This is a genomic window from Arcicella aquatica, from assembly GCF_034928825.1.
GTDB lineage: Bacteria > Bacteroidota > Bacteroidia > Cytophagales > Spirosomataceae > Arcicella > Arcicella aquatica.
Genome location: NZ_JAYFUL010000034.1, coordinates 42,867 through 65,771, shown reverse-complemented (window position 1 = coordinate 65,771; position 22,905 = coordinate 42,867). Strand labels below are relative to the sequence as shown.

Sequence of the window (22,905 nt, the reverse complement as noted above, 5' to 3'; positions counted from 1 at the left end):
GAAACATCAATCAAGGATTTTTGAAAATCTGGGAAGAGCTTTTGAATATATTTACTCGGTGGATTCAAATACAACTATCTCATTATCAATATTTAATAAAAAACATCGGGTAGAGTAAAATTAAACATAAGATTATGAGTAATTTTACAACGAATAGTTTTTTCATATTTTTTCCATTTATGCCAAATCTTGGGTCAATATCATTCCTTACCAAGACAACTTAAAGCCTCCGAAACACTATTAACAAAGTTAATATGCCCAGCTTTGTTACTTTCAAAAATAAAGTCTTTGATACTTTTACTGGTATAGTGACTGAAATCTCCAACGATAGCCAACGCAACACGATAAGTTGAAAACTTTTGAAGTATTTCACCCGCAATGCCAGTTTTTAAATCAAAAAAATCTGGAGTGATGTTTTTCTGATGAATGATGATGTTGTCAAAGCCCTGATAGTATACGTTTCCTAATAAATCTAATCCATCTTGGGCATTATTAATAAAAATATAATCTTCAGTTACCTCGGCTATTTTCGTAGTATTTACTTCATGTGTTTTTATTTCCATTTTTATCGATGCTAAATAGATTAATAAGGTTTTTTATTTGTTTTTTTGCACGAAACTTAAGTCAAAAAATGTATCGAAAATTAAGCCATAACGAAGAGTTTTCCAATAAAACATTCATAAATGGTTTACTAAAAGCAGACTATCTGCTTCTGATAATTTTTATCATTAATATGTTGGTAGAGGCTCATTAAAGGTAATAAAACAGCATATTTCAAAGACATTTATACGTAAAACCACCTAATGACGTTATGATAAATAGGATTTAATTAAGACAAGAATTTTGGTTTTTAAAGTTTTATTGCTAATTTGGTTACAGTATTTAGATATTAAACAGAGAATTATGCTGAAAAAGGTCTTATTTACCATACTTTGTGTAGGATTTCAATCCATTATCTTTGGGCAATTTTTACCAAAAGATTCCACTCAAAATAAAGCTTCACATACCACGCTAGGTACTGTAAATAATCTCCTCGATTTTGCTAACGACCATCTTCACTTAAGATACCGCTCGGGTGGAACTTCTAAAAAAGGTTTTGATTGCTCAGGATTTGTCCGCTATTGTTTCCAGAATTTTGGCATGATTTTACCGCATGGTAGCGCTGCTCAAAGTCTATTAGGATATTCAGTATCAAGATTGGAAGCTCAGCCCAGTGATTTGATTTTCTTCAAAGGACATAATGCGAAGGGAAAAAGAGTCGGTCACGTCGGGATTGTTACCGAAGTAACCGACAAATATATTAAGTTTATTCACTCAGCTTGGAACGGTGGTGTTCGCTATGATTATTTAGATGCCGCTTATTATCAAAAAAGATTTATGGGCATCAAGCGTGTTTTGCACACGCCAGAGATAAAAAATGCTAAGAATTAATAAATGAGTAATTGGTGATTAGATTTTATTCTAACTAATACTGTGCTTATTTCTTAACTAAATCTTTTCAAAAACCTGTTGAATTTCGCAATATAACAGCCCACTTCCACCACCATAATGTTGTACAATTGGTAGATGAGGATTAAGCTTGTTAAAATATTCTCTGAGGATTTCCTCCGACTCCTCTGCTATACCGCTTCCTAGTAAGACCATATCAAAGCTTTTTGCCTCGCATATCGCAAATACTTCTTCATCTGTTAATGCTCCTGTTGCCAACCAAGCTTCATTTTTGTTGATTAATCGCAGTACAACTTCATGGATTTCAACATTTCTTCCGATTACTAAAATTTCAAATTTTTTCATATCGACATCGGTACTTCCATTAATAATATTTCAGCATCTTGACTAATCGCTTTTATTTTCAGACTATCCACATTCCAAACACCAAAGCCATCTCTGTTTGCTACCTCGAAGCCTTCAATATCAAAGCTTCCCTTCAACACAAACGCATATACGCCGTTCCCTTTTTTCTTGATTTGATACGTTTTTTCAAAATCTTTATCAAATGTTCCTAAATGAAACCATGCATCTTGGTGAATCCAAACGCCTGCATCTTCTGGATTGGGTGATAATATTTGTTGTAAATTATTGTGCCTGTCTTTTGTATCTAACGTAATTTGGTCATAACGTGGCGTAACGTTCTTTTTATTGGGGAAAACCCATATCTGCAAGAATTTCACTAAGCTATCTTGGCTTTGGTTGTATTCAGAGTGGTAAATGCCTGTTCCTGCACTCATTACTTGAATATCTCCTTGCTTGATTACCGCCACATTCCCCATGCTATCTTTATGCTCTAAGTTCCCTTCAAGGGGAATAGAGATAATTTCCATATTATCATGCGGATGTCTGCCAAAGCCTTTACCAGCATCCACACGGTCGTCGTTCAAAACCCTCAACACGCCAAAGTGCATGCGTTCTGGGTTGTAATAATTAGCAAAACTAAAAGTATGATTGCTATCTAACCAGCCATGATTGGCATGTCCACGAGAATCAGCCTTATGCAAAACAGAGTTTTCTAGTATTTTAGAAGGGGTATTAGGAATATGATTAAACCCGATAATATCCAATTCTTGTAACTCATCTATATCGTTTTTGATTACATTACCCAAAGCCGCAGTTGCCGCAAAAATACCAGTACCTGTAATGCCTTTTTGTATGAATGTCTTTCTGTCCATCGTCGTGTTTGTTTTTTCTTGAGTCAAAATTACTGTGCCAATATTTCCGAAACATTGAACTAGGACAAGATATTTAATGATTGTTTATTTATAAGCGTTTCTTTTCCTACAAAATTAACGCTATCATAATTTCATCATTTAGAAATATGAAAGAAAAAGATATAATTTACTACTATGTTAAAGGCTTTCTCAAATTGAAGCGTAACTTAGCTACTCTCTTCTTTATAATTAGATTGCTTTATACACATCATTCAACCCAATAACCTAATACAATATCGATGAAAACTTACATATTTTTCTTGTTGATATTTTGTGCGTCCATTACTAGGCTTCAAGCACAAATAAATCCAGATACCACCAATATTCAATGGCATCAAGGCTATTTAGATATTCATCATATTGTTACGGGAAGTGGCGTTTCGACATTCTTTGCTTTGCCTGATGGAACTACGATGATTGTGGATGCTGGAGATATCGGGGATGTTGCTTTTCGGAGAAATAGCTGGCCATTTACTTATACGCTGCCTTATCCTAACAATACTAAAACCGCTGGGCAATGGATTGTTGATTATGTTCAACAAGTAATGCCTAGCAAACCCGTAATAGATTATGCCCTGATTACTCATTATCACGACGACCACATGGGTATTATCAACGCTGGCACTAAAACAGCCTCTAATGGAGCGTATAAACTATCAGGCATAACTGAAGTGGGTGATTTAGTACCCATCAAAAAGTTGATTGATAGGAATTATCCCTACAATAATTTCCCGACTGATTTAAAAGTTGCATACAAAAATGAACCAAGTATTTTCTTGAATCTACAAAAATTCATTGAGTTCCAAAAACAACGCAATGGACTAATCGGCGAACAATTGAAAGTAGGAGCAATTGACCAAATAGTTTTAAAAAACAATCCATCAAAGTATCCCAATTTTAAGGTTCGGGGAGTAAAAGCCAATGGTACTATTTGGACAGGTAATGAAAACGAAACTTTTGAGTTCTTTACGGCAGATAGTGTTTTAGATGCCAAAAAGAGATTCAACGAAAACCCTTTGAGTCTTGCCATCAAGCTGTCTTATGGTAAGTTTGATTATTTTACGGGAGGTGATAATACAGGCTTGCAAGGGTATGGTTTACCAACATGGTTTGATGTAGAAACGCCTATCTCCAAAGCTGTTGGGAAAGTAGAAGTAACTACTTTAGATCATCATGGTTGCAGAGATGCTACTAACGAAAATTTCCTCAGGAATCTACAACCTCAAGTAGTCGTAGAACAAACTTGGAGTAGCAATCATCCCGGAGAAGAAGTTGTCCATAGACTTATTTCAGACCATATTTATCAAGGGAAAAAGAATCTTTTTGCGACCAATATCCAAGAAGCTACTAAAGCAACCATAGGTTTTTGGTTTACCGATGGTTTTAAAAGTATGTTTGGACATACCATTGTAAGGGTTTTGCCTGGAGGAGAAACATTCTATGTTTTAATTGCAGAAACAATAGACAATAAACTCAATATCAAAAAAGCTTTTGGTCCATTTCAATGTCAATAGTATGTCCTAAAAGGATAGCCCCATAAAAAATATTGTCTGGACAGAACGAGAACGCTAGTTTTGGGGTATCAACCGTTGTTAATGAAGGTCTTTGTGTTCTATAAAGTAGAACCCAAAGACCTGCGAAAGTATCTCCCTATTTGCGAGGTTCTTCTGAACGTATAAATTTCCACTTTTTTCTGAGCTACTTCTTCTAAGTTTTTCAAGAATACTTGTGCAGTTTGCCCTTGCCAAGCCTGAAAGACGTCGCTAATACTTTGGTGGGTTGGCACATATTCAATAAAACGTGAGAAATTGAAGGTAGTGTCTGCAATTCCAGCCCCTGCACGTTCGCCATCTAAGGCATTTATTTGCTGTTCGATATGATTTGGCACTGGTACCATCATGATTGGTTTGCCTAGATACATGGCTTCGCAAACAGATTCAAATCCTGCTGTACAAACTAACCCTGAACAGTTTTGCATCATGTTCAAGAATTTCTCTGCATTTACCTGATGAAAAGTAAGATTTTCTTGACAATGCCATTCATTCCCAAAATCAGGATTGTTCCAGAAACAATGTACTTCCACATCTCTGTGTTCAGAATGCCAATTGATAATATCTTCACCCAATTTATGGTGAGTGATGTAAGCTAAGAAATAGGGTTTTACTGTAGGCGTTAATGCTTTTACTTCTCTTCGTAAAAGTGGTGGCGTTACTACAATATGCTTAGCTTTGTCTTCGGGCATTTCTACAAAAGACAAAGCTAATTTTTTAGTTGAATTTAAAGAGGTAAGATGTGTATTGAGGTTTAATAAAAAACGGTCTATCTTTTTGTCTGGCAATGAAACAAACTGATTGTGTAATAACAAATATTGATGCCCTACACAAACTACAGGAATATTCGGGCGGTGGAATTGTGCATACAATCCACAGATAATATCATAAAAATTCACGATAACATCAGGGCGATGCATTTCAACCTCATCTGCCAAAAACTGAATACTTTTACGGTATTTTCTAAGCTGTAAAAGGTGCGTTTTAATCGTATCCCATACTTTTACAGCCTTGGTTTGTCCATAAACTAGGCTAGGAGCAGGAAAAGTATTGATTGGAGCAGTAATTTTTTCTTTGAAAAAAGCAGGGATATGATGTTTATCTTCCATACCCACCATTACAGAAACCACTTCGTGCCCAGCAGCCGTTAGTATTTCAAAAAGGGAAATAGCCTGCGTTAAATGTCCACGGCCTTCACCTTGTACTACGAATAGATACTTACTCATATTGGGTATATTTTAAGAGATACTCATAAAAATTCCTTTGGCAGTTTTCATAGCCTCAGAATCTATTAATTCATCTGATAATTCTTCTTCTAAATCTAGACTATTTTGGAGTAAATAGAGCAAGTCCCAATTCCCTTGATAGTCTTCTACTAATGCTGTTAACGATTCCACCCAGTCGCCCGAATTCATGTAGGTAATATCCTGAATAAGGCGAATGTCTGGTTTATGAATATGTCCGCAAATAATACCTTCGCAATGGTTTGCTCGGGCTAACTCCGTCAATTTCTCTTCAAAATCCGATACATAATTTACAGCCTCTTTCACCCGTTGCTTAATCCTCTGTGAAAAAGAATAATATTCAAACCCTCTCCACTTACGGTATTGATTATACAGTTTATTGATGGATAATAAAAAGGTATAACCAATGTCACCTAAATAGGCAAGCCATTTCATTTGTGAGGTAACCGAATCAAAAATATCTCCGTGTGTAATAAGGTAACTCTTTGTGCCCGACTGTAGAATATAGTCGCGCTGAACAGTGAAGTATTTACCTAACTGAAAAGGAATAATCTGGTCTAGAAAATCATCATGGTTACCTCTCAGGTATATTACCTTAGTATTATGGTTCTCAATCATTTTCAATACAGCCCTAAAAAAAGCAGTATGTTTTTTCTTCCATGAACCACCCTTTTTGAGTTGCCAGCCATCAATAATATCGCCATTCATAATTAAGGTTTCGCACGAGATACTCTTCAAGAAAGCAGTTACTTCTTTAGCTTTTGAACCTTCTGAGCCTAGGTGAACATCAGATATGATGACGGTTTTATATTGTTTTGGCGTTTTCATAAACCAAAATTGTAATTTTACTTTAACCCTATGATTGCTAGAATATTAAAGGATTGTTAAGGATTTAGTTTCTTGAGAATAAATAACCAACTCCTTTGATAGTGCGGATATAATCTTCCCCAATCTTTTCTCTAATCTTACGTATATGTACGTCTACCGTACGTTCAGTTACGTGAATGCCTTTTCCCCAAACACTTGAAAGAATTTCGTCACGCGTATATACCTTATTAGGGTTGCTGACAAAAAACATCAGCAAGTCGAATTCCTTCTTAGGTAAAGTCCATGAAGATTCTTTTACGGCAATAGAATAATTCTGGCGATTGATGATCAAATCCTCTAAAACCACCTTTTCTTCATCTACAGTATCAGCAATATTTCTTTGGAAAACAGCTTTTATCCTGCTAATCAAAGCCCTTGGTTTGACAGGTTTGATGATATAATCATTGGCACCAATATCAAAAGCTGCTACTTCTGAATATTCTTCTGTTCTGGCGGTCAAGAAAATAAGGTAAGAATTCTTTAATTCTTTAGATTGCTTAATAATACGCCCAGCCTCTATGCCGTCCATGATGGGCATCATAATGTCCATCAAAATCATATCTGGTAAAAACTCTTGTGCCACTTGAATACCTTGAAGACCGTTTTCGGCAGTACGTGTTTGAAAACCTTCTTTCTGGAGGTTGTATTCAAGTAATTCTAAAATATCTGGGTCGTCGTCAACCAACAAGATTTTCAGCGATAGGTCAATCATATTTATAATCTTAAAAACTGTTTGATTCAAAAATTTAGTCAAACTTACTGTTTCAAGATTATCTCAGTGTTAAGGTTGAATTATGCTTTCTTTATGTTTATTATGAAACAAACATAGATGTCATAAACCAAGTAAAATTGCGTTGAAAAACGGTCAGATAACGTCTTGCTTTTTGCATGAGATGATTTGTTTTAAGTTCTAGGCAAAAATACATTTTCAATGTAACCGTATCATTAACAGCACTTTATGATTTCGTAAAGGATTAAAGAATAACAGAGAATTAACATATCCATAATTATCTGATAATCATAGAATATTCCTGAGCGTATTATTTTCGATTTCTAATATTAATCACGAAATCATGTCAGCCCAAAAACTCATTTTTCTTTATTCTGACTCCACCTTTACGCCGTGGAAAGAAAATATTTTCGGAAGTACCATCGCTACTTTCCTAAAAGCTACGCCCGAAAACTATTACCCTTATGTAACACATTTTGTGGGCTTTACGACAGAATTTGCAGATTTTCTGAAACAATTCGACATGGTTTTTAATGTATGTTATGGTTTCGGTGAAGCTGGTCAAGCAGATATTGCTCGTTGGTTAGATAGCCACGCCATCAAACATACAGCCAGTACTTATGAGATACAGATACTTGCCAAGGATAAAATGAATCTTCCACAAATCTGTGAAGAAATTGATGTAAAAACGCCTCCTATTATCCAGTTGGGCGACGTAGCTACTTTAGAATACGAACGTTATATCGTAAAACACCGAATGGGAAGTTTACACCTGAATATGCTAGTTTTTGATGCCTCTGAAATACCTTATCAGGAATTACTCGAAAAAGAAAACTATATCATACAGCCTTATATTACAGGTCGTGAATTTACGGTTGGCGTAATTCCAAACGAAAATGGAACAGACTATATGGCATTGACGCCTTTAGAAATTCGCCCTGATGACGACCGTGAGGTATATATAGCGGGACAATCGTATGGAGTAACCGAAAAAATACTGAATCCTGACATTGAAGAAAGCATCAAAAGGGAAATCATGCATAAAGTATTGACATTACACAAAACCATGAAAATAAAAGGAATGTCTAGAACAGATATCCGTATTCATAATGGTGAGATTTATGTATTAGATATCAATACAATGCCTAATTTGGATGCCCGTAGTTTTTTGCCAAGTATTGCTCAAAACGAAGGTGTTGACTTGAAAGAACTCTTTCGTAGAATTTTATTAGTCACTCAAATAGCCTATAACCAACCTATTGAATTTGAAATGGCTTAGTTTACAATTCCTTTACAAACAATAGATAAAGTTTACAAAGGCTTAATTGTCAGAAAACTAAGAGGTTATCTTAAAAGCCCATCTTTGCGCAACCAAACTGTAATTAGATGCAAAGACGTGATTTACTTCGCCAGCTGGGGCTTATTGCTGGCGGTTTATCCATTCCGAATTTAGTAAAAGCACAAGAAGACAAACCAACTGTTCCTAAAAGAGTATTGAGGGTGGCTCATATCACTGATGTACACATCGAAGAAGCAATTCCTTTAGTGAATTCTTCTAAAGGTTTTGCAAGATGTTTACACCATATTCAAAATGAAGTAAAGCCCGACTTAATTATCAATTCTGGCGACTGTGTGATGGATGCTCATAAACACAGAAAAGGAAATGTAAAAAAGCAGTGGGATTTATTTAATGATGTCCTGAAAGCTGAAAACTCATTGCCTGTTTTTCATAGCGTTGGCAACCATGATATTTGTTGCGAGGGCGATAGCCAAAGTAGTTTTGAAGATGGGAAAAAATGGGCAATGGACGAAATGGGGCTAGCCAAGCCTTATTATAGCTTTGACAATAACGATTGGCATTTTGTGATGCTAGATAGCGTTCAGAAAAAGAAGGATGGCTCGTGGTACACGGCTAATTTGGATGAAGAACAATTCGATTGGTTAAAAAGAGACCTGAAAGCTTTGCCTGACAATAAACCAACGATGGTAATATCGCATATTCCTATTTTGGCGGCCTGTGTTTTTTTTGATGGTAATAACATGAAAGAAAAAGATGGACGATGGGAAGTGCCAGGGAGTTGGATGCACACAGATTCTAAACAAATTGCAGAACTTTTTCATCACCACAAAAATGTAAAGCTTGCGGTGTCAGGTCATATACATTTAAGCGACCGTGTTGATTATAATGGTGTTTCTTACTGTTGTAATGGTGCTGTATCGGGTCGTTGGTGGTTTGGAAAATATCAGCATACAGAAGCAGGCTATGCTGTAATTGATTTATACGATGATGGCTCTTTTACTAATCAATATGTGAGCTATTAAGAGTTGTGAATGAGTGAGTTGTGATTATATTATTTAGCGATTGAGTGAGTTGTGATTTAGTGATTATTATTAATTTTATTTAAGTACAAATTCATAATTCACTAACTCACAATTCACAACTAATATAATCACTCAATCACAATTCACTCATTCACTAAATCACAACTCACTCACTCACTCATTATTTCAAATACCCATATTCAATAGCGAGTTTAATCAAACCTGCTACGTTTTTTACTTCAAATTTTGCTAATAAATTACTTCGGTGAGTCTCTACAGTTTTATCACTAATAAAGAGTGCAGTAGCAATTTCTTTCGTGGTTAAGCCTTTCCCGATAAGGTCGAGTATTTCTCTTTCTCTACGCGTAAAACGAATTTGATAAAGACTTTTCTCTTGTTGTTTCTGACGAGTTAACCCCCTCATGATGATATTCATTACCTCCTCGCTTTGGTAGGTATTACCTTCATATACCGTTCTGATGGCTTTTTGAAGCTCTTCTCCACCAGTGTTTTTCAAAATATATCCCGACGAACCGTTTTTAATCATTTTAGTGATAAAACTCTCATCATTATACATCGACATCGCCAAGACTTTTACCTTCGGATGATTGTCTGAAATGAATTTACAAACATCTAGCCCACTATCTTCCCCAAGGTTGATGTCTAGCAAAACCACATCAATGCTATTTGATTGTAAAAAAGTCTTAACTTGTTTCGCTGTTTTACATTCTCCTACCACCTGAAAGTCTGCCTCTGTCGATAACAGTGAAGCAACACCTTCAGTAAAAATTTTATGATCATCAACTAATAAAATGCGTACCATTACGTGATTAATATTTGGCAAATGTATATTTAACTGATATGAAGAAATATTTTTTATACCCTAAAATAACAATATTTTTTTTGCTTTTCAAGGTTTCTTTAGCAATCTCCCAAGATGAGTACCCTAGTTTAAGTAAAAATTATACGAAAGCACAGCTAGATGAAATGCTGGTGAAATATCAAAATAGGAAAGATACACTTGGGCTAGCTTACACTTATTGGAGTTATGCCAAAAGTGAGGAGAAACAGTATGGACTCAATTATTCTCCACTCACGAACCTCCGTAAAAGTATGGAGTGTTTTCAGATAATGAAAGATTCTGCTAGTTTTTATAATATCAGGGGAGCATTAGGCTCTTATTTTATGGATAGGCCTTTTATTAAAGAATATGCAAAGGAATACATTAAAGGTGCAGTTGATTATTTCAGAAGAAAGAAACAGCCCAACAGCGAAATCGGGCATTTAGTTAATTTAGCCAATATTGATATTCATGGGAATAATTTTAAAAATGTAAAAGCAATACTCGATAGGGTTGAAATGCTTAATAGAGAGGTAAAAGATGAGGCATACGAAGGAAGGCTACATTCTTCCTACTCTGATTATTATTACCGTATTAAAAAATATGACGAATCGCTAAAACATGCTGAAATAAGTTATGAAGTAGGAAAAAAACTACAAATCGACTGGCTGGAGGCACTTTCACTGTATGTGAAATCTAAGTGTTTGGATGCGCTAGGCAGACAGGAAGAAAGGCTAGACGCACTATTGGAGAGTCAGAAAATTGTGGAGAGCAATACTATTTTGATACAGCTACAAAAGGAGATTTACTATGAAATACAAAACTATTATTTGAAAAAAAAGAACTACCTGAAAGCATATGAGTTTATGAATAAAGCTCGACAGACCACGGAGGAGCTATATTTTTCAAAAATGGAAAGTGATGTTCGGGATTTTAGTGAAAATAATTTATTAGAAAAACAGCGGATGGTTGTTGCTAAAATTGCCTTAGAAAAAAAGCTTGCAGACATAGAATTGGATAAACTCTTGATAAGGCAACAAATGTATATCGTGTTAATTATTCTAGCTATATTTTTTATTGGGGTATTGGCGTATGCTTATCTTAGTCGGCAACGTTTTAACAAACTAGATGCCGAGAAGGTAAAGAAAAACATACAGATAGAAACCCTAAGGGCATTAATTAGCGGCCAAGAAATAGAAAGAGTAAGAATATCGCAGGAACTTCACGATGGGCTTGGTACTTTGCTTTCTAGAATTAAATTTCAAACTGAAAATATTGCCACTTCTAAAGAGCAGATTGCAGAAATGGTAGATGTTGCCTGTGATGAAGTACGTACAATATCGAGTAATTTACAACCCAATGCCCTTACAAAATTTGGGCTAATTCGTTCGATAGATGATTTGATATTGAAGCAAAATAGTATTTCGCCTAATATTATCTTTCAACATTTTGGCAAAGAATTTGAAATTTCTCCTGAAAGTAGTTTAATGATTTTCAGGATTATTCAGGAATTGATGACGAATGCCCTAAAGCATGCGGAGGCGACAGAAATATTGATTCAGATTGTATATCAGGAAGAAAGAACATTGACTATTACTGTAGAGGACGATGGAAAAGGGTTTGATGATGGCAATGTTCAGCCCGAAAATAATGGTTGGAACAATATTCGTTCAAGGGTAAATTATTTACATGGTATCATTAATCTTCATTCAGAACCATCAGATGGCACGTCGGTAACCATTGCTATTCCTTTTGTTTGAGGGTATTTATGATGAACATTTTATTAAAATATACTTTCGTTTCTATTAGCGAGTGACTTAAGTCACTCGCTAATAGAAACGAAAGTATATTTTAATAATCGCCCTTTACAAAACACCTGTCTTAATTTTATTCAAGGTACTTTCTAAATTACTGGTAGTAAAACCTTGCTTTTTTAAATTATCTATTGCTTTTGTCTCCCATTCTATCGCTTCATCCTTTTTCCCTAATCTATATAATAAACAAGCATAGGTATCCATCATGCTTGAGTTTTGTTTTAAGCTTTCATCTGGACTAAGTGCTTCATAAATATCAATTGCTCTTTTCGACCATTTTAAAGCTTTTACTAACTTTTCTAAATCATTGGTGTATTTAAAAAAATCAAATGAAATATTATTTAACTCTTCCGCATATTTTAAGTAATGTGGAGTATAAGAAAAAGACGTTAACCCATTAACACCTTGTGATTGTCTCCTTTGTGTAAACATAGTATTACGTTCTTTTTCTTCTCTTTTTTTCAACGTATCCACAGATAAAGACATTAAAGTATAGTCACAAAAACTTTGTGCATTTTGTAAAAAATTGGTTGTGTCTTTAATGTCCTTGTAAAAGTTATTTAAATAAGACTGTCCATAAAACCGACCTTTTTCATACTCTTTTGCATAGGTTGATGTAATAAAGCTACTTAGCTGCATCGCTAAATTTCTATCCTTATCTTTCTTCGCAATATTTCTAGTAGCACTTATTACTCTACTATTAATTTTAATCCTTTGTTCCAAAGAATAGGTAAAGAAAAGGCTATCAATCGTTTTAGTTGTAAAAAGTGCATACAATATTTTCCTTGCTTTTCCATTGAGTGGTAAACCCTGTTCAATCATTAGACGGGCATTATCAATCGTAGAAAGCTCATTGATATTATTCAAATTGATGTACTCATCCACCAAATGATAGGTTTCAAAATTGACAGCACTTTTTTCTTGAATAAGTTTTTTTAGTAAATCTTTATTTCTTTCGCCTTTGGCGTATTGCATATCTAGTTCTTTAAGCGTATTATTCTTTGATAGTGCAATAGCTTTATCAGCAATTTCTAAATACATAATTGGGCTAGATGATGTCGAGCCTAGTCTTTGTAAAACATAGCCATCATTATCTAAAAACAATGAACCCATCGAGAAACTACCCAAATTAGTTTTAGCGATGATTTGCTTGTATATCTCATCGTCAAACTTGATAGAAAGAGAAATGAAATTAATGTCAAATTTTTCTTTTAAAGCAGGACTTGAAAGCCCTTTTTGACCTACGTCATTACATTGGACACAACTCGGAGAAGCAATTTGCACAAAGATGAGTTTCTTGTCTTTTTTAGCCTTTACTAGCGCTTTGTCAAAAGACGAAAAGGTTTCAAATTGTACTTGAGCAGTCACTGTAGAGAATTTTAACAAAGAAAACAACAATAGGAGAATACCAAAGTTGATATTTTTCATAGAGATAGAAAGTTTGAAATGTGTTTTGATAATAAGGTATTGTACAAAACTAGTCATAAAACCCAAACTTGACATCCTTTGTGATAATATTAACCTGAATTTAAAATAACGCAATCTCTTCAATAAACTATGATTCTCTTTAAAAGAGCCTAACAATAAAGGGCGACTGTCAATTTTTTGATAGTCGCCCTTTGTAAAAGATTTATGGGTAGCTTATTCAACTACAATAGTTCTTGTTGCTTCTTGTGGTTTAGCAGAATTAATATTGATTGTACGAGTGATTTTTTCAGTACCATCCGTAATTTCTACTGAATAAGTACCGTCGTTTAATGCTTGTAAATCGAATTTACCATGATACGAACGAGCACTCTTTGCGATTCTTTCATTGTGTATTACTTTACCGTCTTTGTCTTTGATGGTAACAGTAACCGCTTTACCAACCACTTTGTCTAATGTGAGGTGCATATCTAAAGTCCCCACGCTTTGGTACATCCCGATAGCGAAGTTGTTAGTTTTGTTAGCATTTACATTAGTTTCCCCAGCGATAGGGTTAGCAAAAATAGAAGAAGTAGTTAAAGTGGCAATAGCGATAATTTGAGCAAAAGTTTTCATTTTCTGATTTGTTTAGATACGGTTAAAATTATGATTGTCTAGAGGTTAAGCACCTGTTTGTTAATTGATTATGCTGTTTATTTGTTAGATTGTTGATTCAAAATTAGCAGATGGAGTGATAGTTTCAATAGAAAAAGGAATGGTCGGTTGGCGGAATTGATAAACGGTGATTTTGGTAGGCTGGCTATAAAAAAGCATTCATATTTTCCATTTTATTACTAGCGATAGCATATAATTACAATATTCATAGGTTGACAGTTCTTGTGTCTAAAGGCTTAAATCTTAAAGTCTAAAAAATGTAACTACACTACCCACTCGTTAACATTACCTTATTATTTATCCTTCATAAATCACTGCTTCTTCCTTATATGATGGAATGTAGTATTCTATAATACTATTATGCTTTCCTTGATATAATATCCATATAGTTCAAATACTTCTTCTATTAGTCAAATTCCATCATTTTGCCTGAAAACCAAGGGTAAACCCTTGATTTTTAAATCAGGGGAAAGCCCTGATTTATATAGTACAAATTAAACCCAATTTTGTACTATTATTTATTATACTATACTGGTATAAAGTTTAACTTTTTTAATTATGTAGTTTCCTCTCATATTTTAAATACATTTTACCCAAAAATTCATTTACAATGAAAACAACTTTCCAAAGCAGTGATCCTCCAAAAGTGGACAAAAAATTATTTTTAAAATTGTCATTAATTGTTTTGATGTTCGTATTTCACCTTGGTGAAGTATCAGCACAAAAAGCAGCGGGTCCAACACAAAAAATTACTGGTAAAATTGTTTCTAGTCAGGACAACCAACCTGTACCTGGTGCAAGTATATTAGTAAAAGGCACTACATCGGGCAGTACTGCAAATTCGCTAGGAGAGTTCGCCATCGAAGCAGGTAGTAATGCTACTTTAGTGGTTAGTTCAGTAGGATACTCTTCTCAAGAGATAAAAGTAAATGGTAGACTAAAGATAAATATCACCTTAGTAGAAAATATTTCTTCATTAGACGAAGTAGTTGTAGTAGGGTATGGTTCGCAAAAAACACGTTATCTATCAGGTTCACAAACCAACATTGGCGAGTCGGAAATCAAGAGAACTGTAAACACTTCGCTTGACCAAGCACTTCAAGGACGTGCTGCCAACGTATATGTGGCAAGTAACTCTGGTAAACCGGGTGGTGCCTCATCAGTATATATTCGTGGGGTTTCTTCAATCAATGGTAATACGCAACCAATGTATGTAATTGATGGGGTACAAATTGTGCCTCCAAACAATACTGATTCAGACGGACAGTCAAACATTCTTGCAAGTTTGAACCCAGATGATATTGAGTCGATGAACGTTCTTACAGGACCTTCGGCACAATCTATCTATGGTTCTAAAGCATCCAATGGGGTAATTGTAGTAACTACTAAAAAAGGAAAGGCTGGTGATACAAGGATTAATTTTACAAGTATGTATAATTTCCAGACTTTGCCAAATCAGTTACCTGTAATGAACCTGAAAGAATATGCAATCTATAGCAATGCTTGGGCAGATGTATCTGGATATGGTCGTCAGGCTGAATTTTCAGACCCATCTATCTTAGGCGAGGGTACAAACTGGCAAACTGCTTTGTTTAAAACTGCTGCTATGAAGAAACAACAGCTTTCTTTAAGTGGGGGGAATGATAGAACAACCTATTATCTATCTTTCGAATTGTTGAATCAAGATGGACTAGCGCCTAACTCAGGGTTTGATAGAAAATCTTTGAGATTGAACCTTGAAAATAAATTACGTAGCTATTTAAAGATTGGGACTAATTTATCGCTTTCAGGCACCAATGAAAACCTTTCGATTGGAGACGACCAAATCATTAGTACAGCTATTCAACAATCGCCAGCTACTCCGCTTAAAAACGGTGATGGCTCGTGGGGTGGTCCACAAAACGTTACTCCAACTACGCCATCATACGTTTTTGTAACGAACCCTGTGGCATTAGCTTATACAAATAGTAATGTTTACAAACGTATAAGTACCTTCGGTGCGGTATATGCTGACTTGACGTTCCTAAAAGATTTTGTTTTCCATGCTGAATTTAATGGTACTTATGGTAATGACACCAGAGCAATTTTTAACCCATCTTACCAATTTGGGGTAAATAATATTACACAAGGTGCAACCAACTCGGTTACTTCATCAAGAAGATATGCTGGTAATAGCTATTATTGGAGCACAAACCAACGCTTAAATTACTCGAAGAGATTTCAGAAACACGACATCAATGTTACGATGGGACATGAGTCTCAATATAGCTTTTCTGAAAATTTATCAGGAAGTGTTACAGGCTATACGAGTAACAACATTCCAGAATTATCTGCTGGAGATTTAAAGACATCAATCAGTGGTAGTAGTAGAGATGCAAGTTCACAAGAATCTTATTTCACTCGCGTTGGCTATATTTTTGATGATAAATATATTGTTCAAGCAACTTATAGAGCTGATGCCTCTTCAAACTTTGGTCCAAACAATAGATGGGGCTTTTTCCCTTCTGTATCAGCCGCTTGGAGAATTTCTAAAGAGAATTTTATGAAAGATGTGAGTTCGATTGATGACTTGAAATTAAGATTAGAAATGGGAACAACGGGTAACCAATATTATGGTAAACCTATTTATGCTTCTTTGAACGCAATTCCTACACAAACAGGTCAAGGCTTTTTAGCAGCCAATTTTGCTAACCCAGATTTGAAATGGGAAAGTACACAGTCTTATAACATCGGTTTTGATTTACATGCCCTTAAAAATAGAATTCAAGTAGTTTTTGATGCCTACATCAGAAAAACTAGTAACCTAATCACTGAGCTTCCATTACCAGCTTATGCAGGTACAACAGGTACAGGTGCTATTGGTTCTCCAGTTGTTAACCTTGGTAACTTAGAAAACAAAGGGATTGGTCTTTCAATCAATACAGTACCTATTGAAGGAAAAACGGCAGGTTCTTTAACGTGGAAAAGTGGATTTAATATCTCGTTTGATAGAAATAAATTATTAAAACTAAATACTGAAAGAGCTTTTGCTAGTCGTAAACCATGGTTTACAGATGTGATTTCTCGCTCAGATATTGGTCAACCACTTTGGCAGTTTTATTCATATAAATATGATGGTATCTTCCAAACTTACCAACAATTAATCAATAGTGCTGTTCCTGCCAACGTACCTATTAGTAGAGAAGGCGTATGGGTTGGTGACGTAAAATTTGTGGATGTTAATGGTGATAAAGTAATTGATGATCAGGATAGAACAGTTGTAGGAAACCCTTGGCCTAAATTTACTTTTGGTATCAATAACAGTTTCTCTTACAAAAATTTCGATTTGTCTATATTCATGCAAGGTACTTATGGAAACCAAATATTTAATCAATTAAAGTTAAATAACTCTGGTTTTACAAACCTTATCCGTGGTGCTTACAAAGAAGTTATCAACTTTGCTAGACCGAGCAGTTATGACGAAACGGCGGTATTGCTAAACCCAGGTACACAAGTACCAAGAGTAGGCAATACACCAAATGGTAATAACCGTGCTACAGATAAATTTATTGAAGATGGCTCATATTTACGTGCTAAAAACATCACGTTGACCTATACATTGCCAAAAGCAATCCTTAAAAAATACTTACCTATTAACGGACTAAGATTTACTGCGGGGGTTCAAAATGCTTTTACAATCACAAAATACACTGGTTATGACCCTGAAGTAGGAAACTCTTCTAACGTTCCTGGTTTTGATAACGGTCGTTATCCATCTTCAAGAATGTACACTTTTAGTTTGTCGGCAGACTTGTAATCATCGTACATTTTACCATGTTTAAACATCAAGAAAATGAAAAGAAATAGTTTTTTAAAATATATGTTCTTATTCTTAACTATTTGTGGTTTGGCAAGTAGTTGTAAAGAAGATTTCCTAGAAAGACCCCCTTTAAGTAACCTTACTGCGGGTACTTTCTTCAATACAGATGCTGAATTATTAACGTCAACAGGGGCATTATACAACCAAGTATGGGCAGGAGCGAACGGACAGTCGTTACTAGCTTTTGGTGATGGCCGAGGAGGTAACTTCTTTACGCCTTATGTAGCCGACTGGCTTCAATTCTGTTCTTTTGCAGTATCTAATACAAATGGTGCTTTAAAAGACTCTTGGTCATCATTTTATAATATCATTGCTCAATCTAATGTATTAATGAGCAATATAAATACTTATGCTAAACCATCGGTTTCGGCAGCAGCAAAGAATAGAGCACTAGGTGAAGCACGTTATATGCGTGGTTTGGCATACTCTCTTTTAGTACAAAACTGGGGACCTGTACCTATTATTACGGATAACATCAAGCAAGGAGGAGATACTACGCTATCAAGAAACACGGTAGAAAGTGTTTGGGAATTTGCCATTCGTGATATGCAATTCGCTATTGCTAATCTTCCTGTAACCTCTACTTCAGGACGTTTAACAAAGTTTTCAGCCGAAGGGATGTTAGCAAGATTTTACCTGACTCGCTCGGGCTTGAATTCAACGAATGGACAACGTAGCCAGATGTATTTAGATAGTGCAAAATACTATGCAAAAGATGTTATCTTGAACAGTCCATACAAATTGATGGACAACTATGCAGACTTATTTTATACTAAAAACAACAATAATCCAGAGCAGTTATTTGGTTTACAATGGGTTCCATTGCGTGACCCTTGGGGTGTTGGTAATGGTTTCCAATCTCAATTTGCAGAAAATAGTACAATCACTGGAGGGTCTGATGGCTGGGGTGGTGGTCATGGTGCATCGGCTGACTATGTACTAAACCTTGACCCAATAGATTCTATCCGTAGAAAAGCAACGTATATGTTCCCGGGTGACCACTATCCTGAATTAAACAAAAAAGGCGGAGGTTGGTCTGAGGGTATTCCTAACGCAAGTACATACACTAACATTGCCCACTTCAAAAAGTATATTGTTGGTACACCAGACGACAATGATGGAAAAGGGCAGGTTCAAGCTACTGGAAACAATACATATATGCAGCGTTTGGCAGATGTGTACCTTATTTATGCCGAAGCTATTTTGGGTAATAATGCCTCAACTACTGATCCAGAAGCACTCAAGTATTTTAATGCTGTACGCAATCGTGCAGGTTTACCGTCGGTAACATCAATCAATATTGATAAAATTTTACATGAAAGACGCTACGAGTTTGCTGTAGAAGGTGATGCTTGGTATGATATTGTTCGTTTGTATTACTACAATCCTACAAAAGCAAAGGCAATTATTAATGCTCAACAAAAAGGAGATTATAAAATTGAAATCAAACCTGGTACTTATGCTAATGGTAGAATACGTGAATTTGTTACTACAATTGTAGTACCACGTACTTTTACGGTAAATGATGCAACAATGTTTTTGCCATATCCAGATACTGAATTGGCAATGGCTCCAAACTTGAGAAAACCACCAGTGCCTTACAAGTTTTAGTTTCAAGTATAAATTGTAAAATTTGAAAGGAGAGAAATACTCTCCTTTCAATAAATTCTCATAGAAGATGAAAAAATCAATAAATCATATATTTGGTAAGCTGGGGTTTTTAATAATCGTCTCGCTTGCTATATTATCCTCTTGCAAGGATTCCGAGCTAGAAACAATATCTACGGGAACGCCAGTAATCAAGAAAGTTTATCTTTTAGATACTATTGCTAGACATAAAGACAGCACATTTGTATCATCAATCCCTGATGATAAACTTTTAGTGATTAATGGTGAAAATTTAGGAGGCATCATCAAAGTGTATTTCAACGATTACGAAGCTTCTTTCAATACCAATTATAACACTAATACAAACTTAATTATTAGACTTCCCAAAGAAGCACCAACCGAAGCAACAATGGCAACAGTTCCTAATAAAATTAGAATTGTAACAAGTCATGGAGAGGTAACGTATGATTTTACATTATTGCCACCACCACCCAATATTTATTGGATAGATAATGAAAATGCTCTACCCGGAGCAACGATTACATTAAATGGGGCTAATTTTCTTTTAGTACAGAAAGTGGTTTTTCCAGGAAATATTGAAGTGACTGATTTTAAGGCAACTAAAGAAGGAGATAAAATTGAGGTGAAAGTGCCAGCTAGCTTGACACTAGCAGGCCCAATACAGGTAGTTACTAAATTTGGAGAAGCTAAAACGGTAGCTCCTTTCAATCTAAATGCTGGTACTACAGTCTTTGCCAATTTTGACGACAAACAATGGGCTAGTTGGATGTGGAATATTTTTGTGAAAAATAGTACAACAGACTATCCTGGCGCTAGAGGCTCTTATGCTTATTTTGAAAAAAATACGGTGACAAAAGCTGGCGATAATGCTTGGTGGAATGCAGATGGTAGAGCATTATGGTTGACTACAGATTTAAGAAACCCACTATTTAATAAAGATAGTTTGTCTAATAGAGTAGAGCAATATTCTTTAAAGTTTGAAATGTACGTTAAGCAGCCTTGGGCTTCTGGTTCTTTCCTAATCAAAGCAAATGGCAAAAATTATGCAGCAAGATTTGAACCATGGAGAGCCGCTGGAAAGGCTTATTCAACGACTGGATGGGTTACTCAAACAATCTCGTTAACTGAATTTAGAACAGCAGATGGTACAGGTACTTCGGCGAGCTCAATTAGCGATATTGTTGGTGCAGACGGAAATAATGGAGGAGCTGAATTTGTGTTCTTCTTTGATAATACAACTCCTAAAAATAGTGACATTGATAAGATTGCAATTGCAGTGGATAACCTTCGTATTGTAAGAACGACAAGAAAATAGCAATTACAACCATAGTTTATTAAACTTTAAAAATCCTTCTACGAAAATTTAGAAGGATTTTTTTTCAAACATCCTTATTTTATCCAATTTAAAATCTTTGCTACTCGTAATTATGAAATGTTTCAACCCACTACTATGTTTTGGAGTGTCACTCTTTTTGGGTTTTTCTTGCTCAAAAAAGGAAGAAAATATCATTACAACCCCAAAAGATACCACCACTATTACAGTTACTCCGCCAGTTGAACCCAAAATAGCTAGTACCGTTGGTTTTTTCTTGGATGATTGGCAACCTAAAAATTATGTAGTTCCTGCTTACACAGACTTTACAACACCCACAGAAGCCTTAACTACTGTTACCGTAGATGCTTCGGATATTATAGCCAAGATACCCCAACAAATATTCGGTCATAATGCCAATACTTGGATGGGAACTTTTGTAGATCAGCCTAGTTTTATGACAGATGTAACAAACCTCAAACCAAACATCATTCGTTGGCCTGCTGGTAGTGGTAGTGATGGCTATTTTTGGAATGCCAGCCCTACACAAGACCCTAATAATAAAAACCGACAAACACCCTCTGCTCAATACATGAAAGAATGGGGGCTTCCAGATAAATATATAAACAAAGACGGTGTGGCGGAAGATGCATGGTTTGGCTATGGACAAACCACCGATAATTGGAGAGCCTCTTTGAATAACTATTATGATATGTTGAAGCAAAGTAATAATAAAGGCATTATTACGATTAATTATGGCTTTGCTCGCTATGGTACTAGTGCTAATCCTGTTGCTACTGCCGCCCATTTAGCGGCTGAATGGGTACGGTATGATAAAGGAAGAACACAGTACTGGGAAATAGGAAATGAAAATTATGCCGATTGGGAAGCTGGATATAGAATAGACGTTACTAAAAATAAAGATGGTCAGCCCGAGTTTTTGACAGGAAAACTATATGCCCAACATTTTAAAGTTTACGCCGATTCTATGCGAAAAGCTGCGGCTGAGGTAGGCTCAAAAATCAAGATTGGAGCTGTAATGCAGGAATCTGTCACAGAATCTTGGCAGAATAATACTACCAAAACTTGGAATTCAACCCTGATTCCCGAACTCAATAATAAGGCTGATTTTTATATAGTACATAATTATATTACCCCTTATCAACAAAAGTCAAATGCAGCCACAGTCCTTAGTTCAGCCCTTTCTGTGCCTGCAAAGATGATGAGTTTTGTAAGTAATGAGATTACAAGTAATGGAGGAGAAATAAAACCTATTGCTTTTACAGAATGGAATATGTGGGCTGCTGATTTGAAGCAACAAGTATCCAATGTAAGTGGACTTTTTGCAATTATCGTTCAAGGAGAAGCCATTAAAAATAAATATGGATTGTCGGCTCGTTGGGATTTATTAAATGGCTGGGAAAATGGAAACGACCACGGGCTTTTTAGTGACGGTGGCAGTAGCGACGACCCACGATGGAATCCTCGTCCTTCATTTTATTATATGTATTACTTCCAGAAACTCATTGGCGACAGGCTAGTCTCATCAACCGTTACTGGCAATGGGGCAACATCCATCAAAGTTTATGCTTCTACGTATAGTGCTGGTCAAGTAAACGTAACCTTACTCAATACAACGAGCGTCCCACTGACAGTGGAGGTAAAAACGAAAAACTTTCTAGTCGGTAATCGCTATTACTGGTACAGCTTAGAAGGCAGTAACGACAATGGCGAATTTTCAAGAAAAGTATTGGTGAATGGTTCTGGCCCTAAAGGAGTAGCGGGTGGCCCTTCAGATTACACGACCGTCAAGGCTCGTTCTGCCCTTACTGGTACAGGTATAAAAGTTATCGTTCCTGCATTCGGCTCTATTTGTATGTTGGTTGATAAAAAGTAAAAGCGTGTTTTCATAAAATACATTACACTTCATCAATAACGTAAATTTTAAAGATA

The 22,905-nt window shown here is 35.6% G+C and carries 18 protein-coding genes; 9 read left to right on the top strand and 9 right to left on the bottom strand.

What is annotated here, in order from left to right:
* Nucleotides 1–200: 200 nt before the first annotated feature.
* On the bottom strand, nt 201–563 hold the full coding sequence (locus VB264_RS17925; protein ID WP_323251513.1) for a DUF4180 domain-containing protein: 363 nt from the start codon (nt 561–563) through the stop codon (nt 201–203).
* A 340-nt stretch (nt 564–903) separates the two neighbouring features.
* Between VB264_RS17925 and VB264_RS17920 the strand changes: the two genes are divergently transcribed.
* A complete protein-coding gene (locus tag VB264_RS17920) occupies nt 904–1,431 on the top strand; it encodes a C40 family peptidase (protein WP_323251511.1) in 528 nt (175 codons plus the stop codon).
* A 57-nt stretch (nt 1,432–1,488) separates the two neighbouring features.
* Here VB264_RS17920 and VB264_RS17915 read toward each other — a convergent pair whose 3' ends face one another.
* Nucleotides 1,489–1,794 (bottom strand): response regulator receiver protein, encoded by a 306-nt coding sequence (locus tag VB264_RS17915; protein WP_323251509.1) that lies wholly within the window; start codon nt 1,792–1,794, stop codon nt 1,489–1,491.
* Nucleotides 1,791–2,666: a pirin family protein gene (locus VB264_RS17910; RefSeq protein ID WP_323251507.1), complete on the bottom strand. Its 876-nt coding sequence runs from the start codon at nt 2,664–2,666 to the stop codon at nt 1,791–1,793. The genes VB264_RS17915 and VB264_RS17910 overlap by 4 nt, the downstream gene beginning before the upstream one ends.
* 278 nt (nt 2,667–2,944) lie before the next feature.
* Between VB264_RS17910 and VB264_RS17905 the strand changes: the two genes are divergently transcribed.
* Nucleotides 2,945–4,219, top strand: a complete 1,275-nt coding sequence (locus VB264_RS17905; protein WP_323251505.1) for a ComEC/Rec2 family competence protein — start codon at nt 2,945–2,947, stop codon at nt 4,217–4,219.
* 98 nt (nt 4,220–4,317) lie between these two features.
* Here the strand turns inward: VB264_RS17905 and VB264_RS17900 are convergent, their stop codons facing one another.
* The 3 genes from VB264_RS17900 to VB264_RS17890 all read right to left on the bottom strand — a co-directional run bounded on the left by VB264_RS17900 (nt 4,318) and on the right by VB264_RS17890 (nt 7,078).
* Nucleotides 4,318–5,481, bottom strand: a complete 1,164-nt coding sequence (locus VB264_RS17900) for a glycosyltransferase family protein (RefSeq protein ID WP_323251503.1) — start codon at nt 5,479–5,481, stop codon at nt 4,318–4,320.
* Between the two features lie 12 nt (nt 5,482–5,493).
* Nucleotides 5,494–6,327, bottom strand: a complete 834-nt coding sequence (locus tag VB264_RS17895; protein ID WP_309915845.1) for a UDP-2,3-diacylglucosamine diphosphatase — start codon at nt 6,325–6,327, stop codon at nt 5,494–5,496.
* Between the two features lie 64 nt (nt 6,328–6,391).
* Nucleotides 6,392–7,078, bottom strand: a complete 687-nt coding sequence (locus tag VB264_RS17890; RefSeq protein WP_309915847.1) for a response regulator transcription factor — start codon at nt 7,076–7,078, stop codon at nt 6,392–6,394.
* A 361-nt stretch (nt 7,079–7,439) separates the two neighbouring features.
* On the opposite strand from VB264_RS17890, the gene VB264_RS17885 reads away from it, so the two are divergent.
* Nucleotides 7,440–8,375: an ATP-grasp domain-containing protein gene (locus tag VB264_RS17885; RefSeq protein WP_323251500.1), complete on the top strand. Its 936-nt coding sequence runs from the start codon at nt 7,440–7,442 to the stop codon at nt 8,373–8,375.
* Nucleotides 8,376–8,482: 107 nt separating this feature from the next.
* On the top strand, nt 8,483–9,418 hold the full coding sequence (locus VB264_RS17880) for a metallophosphoesterase family protein (protein ID WP_323251497.1): 936 nt from the start codon (nt 8,483–8,485) through the stop codon (nt 9,416–9,418).
* 181 nt (nt 9,419–9,599) lie between these two features.
* On the opposite strand, the gene VB264_RS17875 is transcribed toward VB264_RS17880, so the two are convergent.
* Nucleotides 9,600–10,241, bottom strand: coding sequence for a response regulator transcription factor (locus VB264_RS17875; protein ID WP_309915855.1), 642 nt, complete (start codon nt 10,239–10,241; stop codon nt 9,600–9,602).
* Between the two features lie 38 nt (nt 10,242–10,279).
* Here VB264_RS17875 and VB264_RS17870 point away from each other — a divergent pair, with 38 nt between their 5' ends.
* Nucleotides 10,280–12,019 carry a sensor histidine kinase gene (locus tag VB264_RS17870; protein ID WP_323251494.1) on the top strand — a complete coding sequence of 580 codons (1,740 nt, stop codon included), beginning with the start codon at nt 10,280–10,282 and terminating at the stop codon, nt 12,017–12,019.
* A gap of 105 nt (nt 12,020–12,124) precedes the next feature.
* Here VB264_RS17870 and VB264_RS17865 read toward each other — a convergent pair whose 3' ends face one another.
* Both VB264_RS17865 and VB264_RS17860 read right to left on the bottom strand, forming a co-directional pair.
* Nucleotides 12,125–13,501 (bottom strand): hypothetical protein, encoded by a 1,377-nt coding sequence (locus VB264_RS17865; protein WP_323251492.1) that lies wholly within the window; start codon nt 13,499–13,501, stop codon nt 12,125–12,127.
* Nucleotides 13,502–13,714: 213 nt separating this feature from the next.
* A complete protein-coding gene (locus VB264_RS17860; protein WP_323251491.1) occupies nt 13,715–14,113 on the bottom strand; it encodes a DUF3244 domain-containing protein in 399 nt (132 codons plus the stop codon).
* A 649-nt stretch (nt 14,114–14,762) separates the two neighbouring features.
* Here VB264_RS17860 and VB264_RS17855 point away from each other — a divergent pair.
* From VB264_RS17855 to VB264_RS17840, 4 genes are all read left to right on the top strand, one after another.
* Complete coding sequence (locus tag VB264_RS17855; RefSeq protein WP_323251489.1) at nt 14,763–17,948, top strand: SusC/RagA family TonB-linked outer membrane protein; 3,186 nt, start codon at nt 14,763–14,765, stop codon at nt 17,946–17,948.
* Nucleotides 17,949–17,984: 36 nt separating this feature from the next.
* On the top strand, nt 17,985–19,622 hold the full coding sequence (locus tag VB264_RS17850; protein ID WP_323251487.1) for a RagB/SusD family nutrient uptake outer membrane protein: 1,638 nt from the start codon (nt 17,985–17,987) through the stop codon (nt 19,620–19,622).
* A 67-nt stretch (nt 19,623–19,689) separates the two neighbouring features.
* Complete coding sequence (locus tag VB264_RS17845) at nt 19,690–20,955, top strand: glycan-binding surface protein (RefSeq protein WP_323251484.1); 1,266 nt, start codon at nt 19,690–19,692, stop codon at nt 20,953–20,955.
* 112 nt (nt 20,956–21,067) lie between these two features.
* The gene (locus tag VB264_RS17840; protein ID WP_323251482.1) at nt 21,068–22,849 is read left to right on the top strand and encodes a hypothetical protein; all 1,782 of its coding nucleotides are present in this window, start codon (nt 21,068–21,070) and stop codon (nt 22,847–22,849) included.
* Nucleotides 22,850–22,905: the final 56 nt, after the last annotated feature.

Excerpts from the sequence above, each read along its gene's own strand:
- VB264_RS17890 (WP_309915847.1), bottom strand. The coding sequence starts at position 7,078 with ATGATTGACCTATCGCTGAAAATCTTGTTGGTTGACGACGACCCAGAT.
- VB264_RS17905 (WP_323251505.1), top strand. The coding sequence starts at position 2,945 with ATGAAAACTTACATATTTTTCTTGTTGATATTTTGTGCGTCCATTACT.
- VB264_RS17920 (WP_323251511.1), top strand. The coding sequence starts at position 904 with ATGCTGAAAAAGGTCTTATTTACCATACTTTGTGTAGGATTTCAATCC.
- VB264_RS17880 (WP_323251497.1), top strand. The coding sequence starts at position 8,483 with ATGCAAAGACGTGATTTACTTCGCCAGCTGGGGCTTATTGCTGGCGGT.
- VB264_RS17900 (WP_323251503.1), bottom strand. The coding sequence starts at position 5,481 with ATGAGTAAGTATCTATTCGTAGTACAAGGTGAAGGCCGTGGACATTTA.
- VB264_RS17845 (WP_323251484.1), top strand. The coding sequence starts at position 19,690 with ATGAAAAAATCAATAAATCATATATTTGGTAAGCTGGGGTTTTTAATA.
- VB264_RS17855 (WP_323251489.1), top strand. The coding sequence starts at position 14,763 with ATGAAAACAACTTTCCAAAGCAGTGATCCTCCAAAAGTGGACAAAAAA.
- VB264_RS17925 (WP_323251513.1), bottom strand. The coding sequence starts at position 563 with ATGGAAATAAAAACACATGAAGTAAATACTACGAAAATAGCCGAGGTA.
- VB264_RS17885 (WP_323251500.1), top strand. The coding sequence starts at position 7,440 with ATGTCAGCCCAAAAACTCATTTTTCTTTATTCTGACTCCACCTTTACG.
- VB264_RS17865 (WP_323251492.1), bottom strand. The coding sequence starts at position 13,501 with ATGAAAAATATCAACTTTGGTATTCTCCTATTGTTGTTTTCTTTGTTA.
- VB264_RS17840 (WP_323251482.1), top strand. The coding sequence starts at position 21,068 with ATGAAATGTTTCAACCCACTACTATGTTTTGGAGTGTCACTCTTTTTG.
- VB264_RS17870 (WP_323251494.1), top strand. The coding sequence starts at position 10,280 with ATGAAGAAATATTTTTTATACCCTAAAATAACAATATTTTTTTTGCTT.
- VB264_RS17915 (WP_323251509.1), bottom strand. The coding sequence starts at position 1,794 with ATGAAAAAATTTGAAATTTTAGTAATCGGAAGAAATGTTGAAATCCAT.
- VB264_RS17850 (WP_323251487.1), top strand. The coding sequence starts at position 17,985 with ATGAAAAGAAATAGTTTTTTAAAATATATGTTCTTATTCTTAACTATT.
- VB264_RS17860 (WP_323251491.1), bottom strand. The coding sequence starts at position 14,113 with ATGAAAACTTTTGCTCAAATTATCGCTATTGCCACTTTAACTACTTCT.
- VB264_RS17895 (WP_309915845.1), bottom strand. The coding sequence starts at position 6,327 with ATGAAAACGCCAAAACAATATAAAACCGTCATCATATCTGATGTTCAC.
- VB264_RS17875 (WP_309915855.1), bottom strand. The coding sequence starts at position 10,241 with ATGGTACGCATTTTATTAGTTGATGATCATAAAATTTTTACTGAAGGT.
- VB264_RS17910 (WP_323251507.1), bottom strand. The coding sequence starts at position 2,666 with ATGGACAGAAAGACATTCATACAAAAAGGCATTACAGGTACTGGTATT.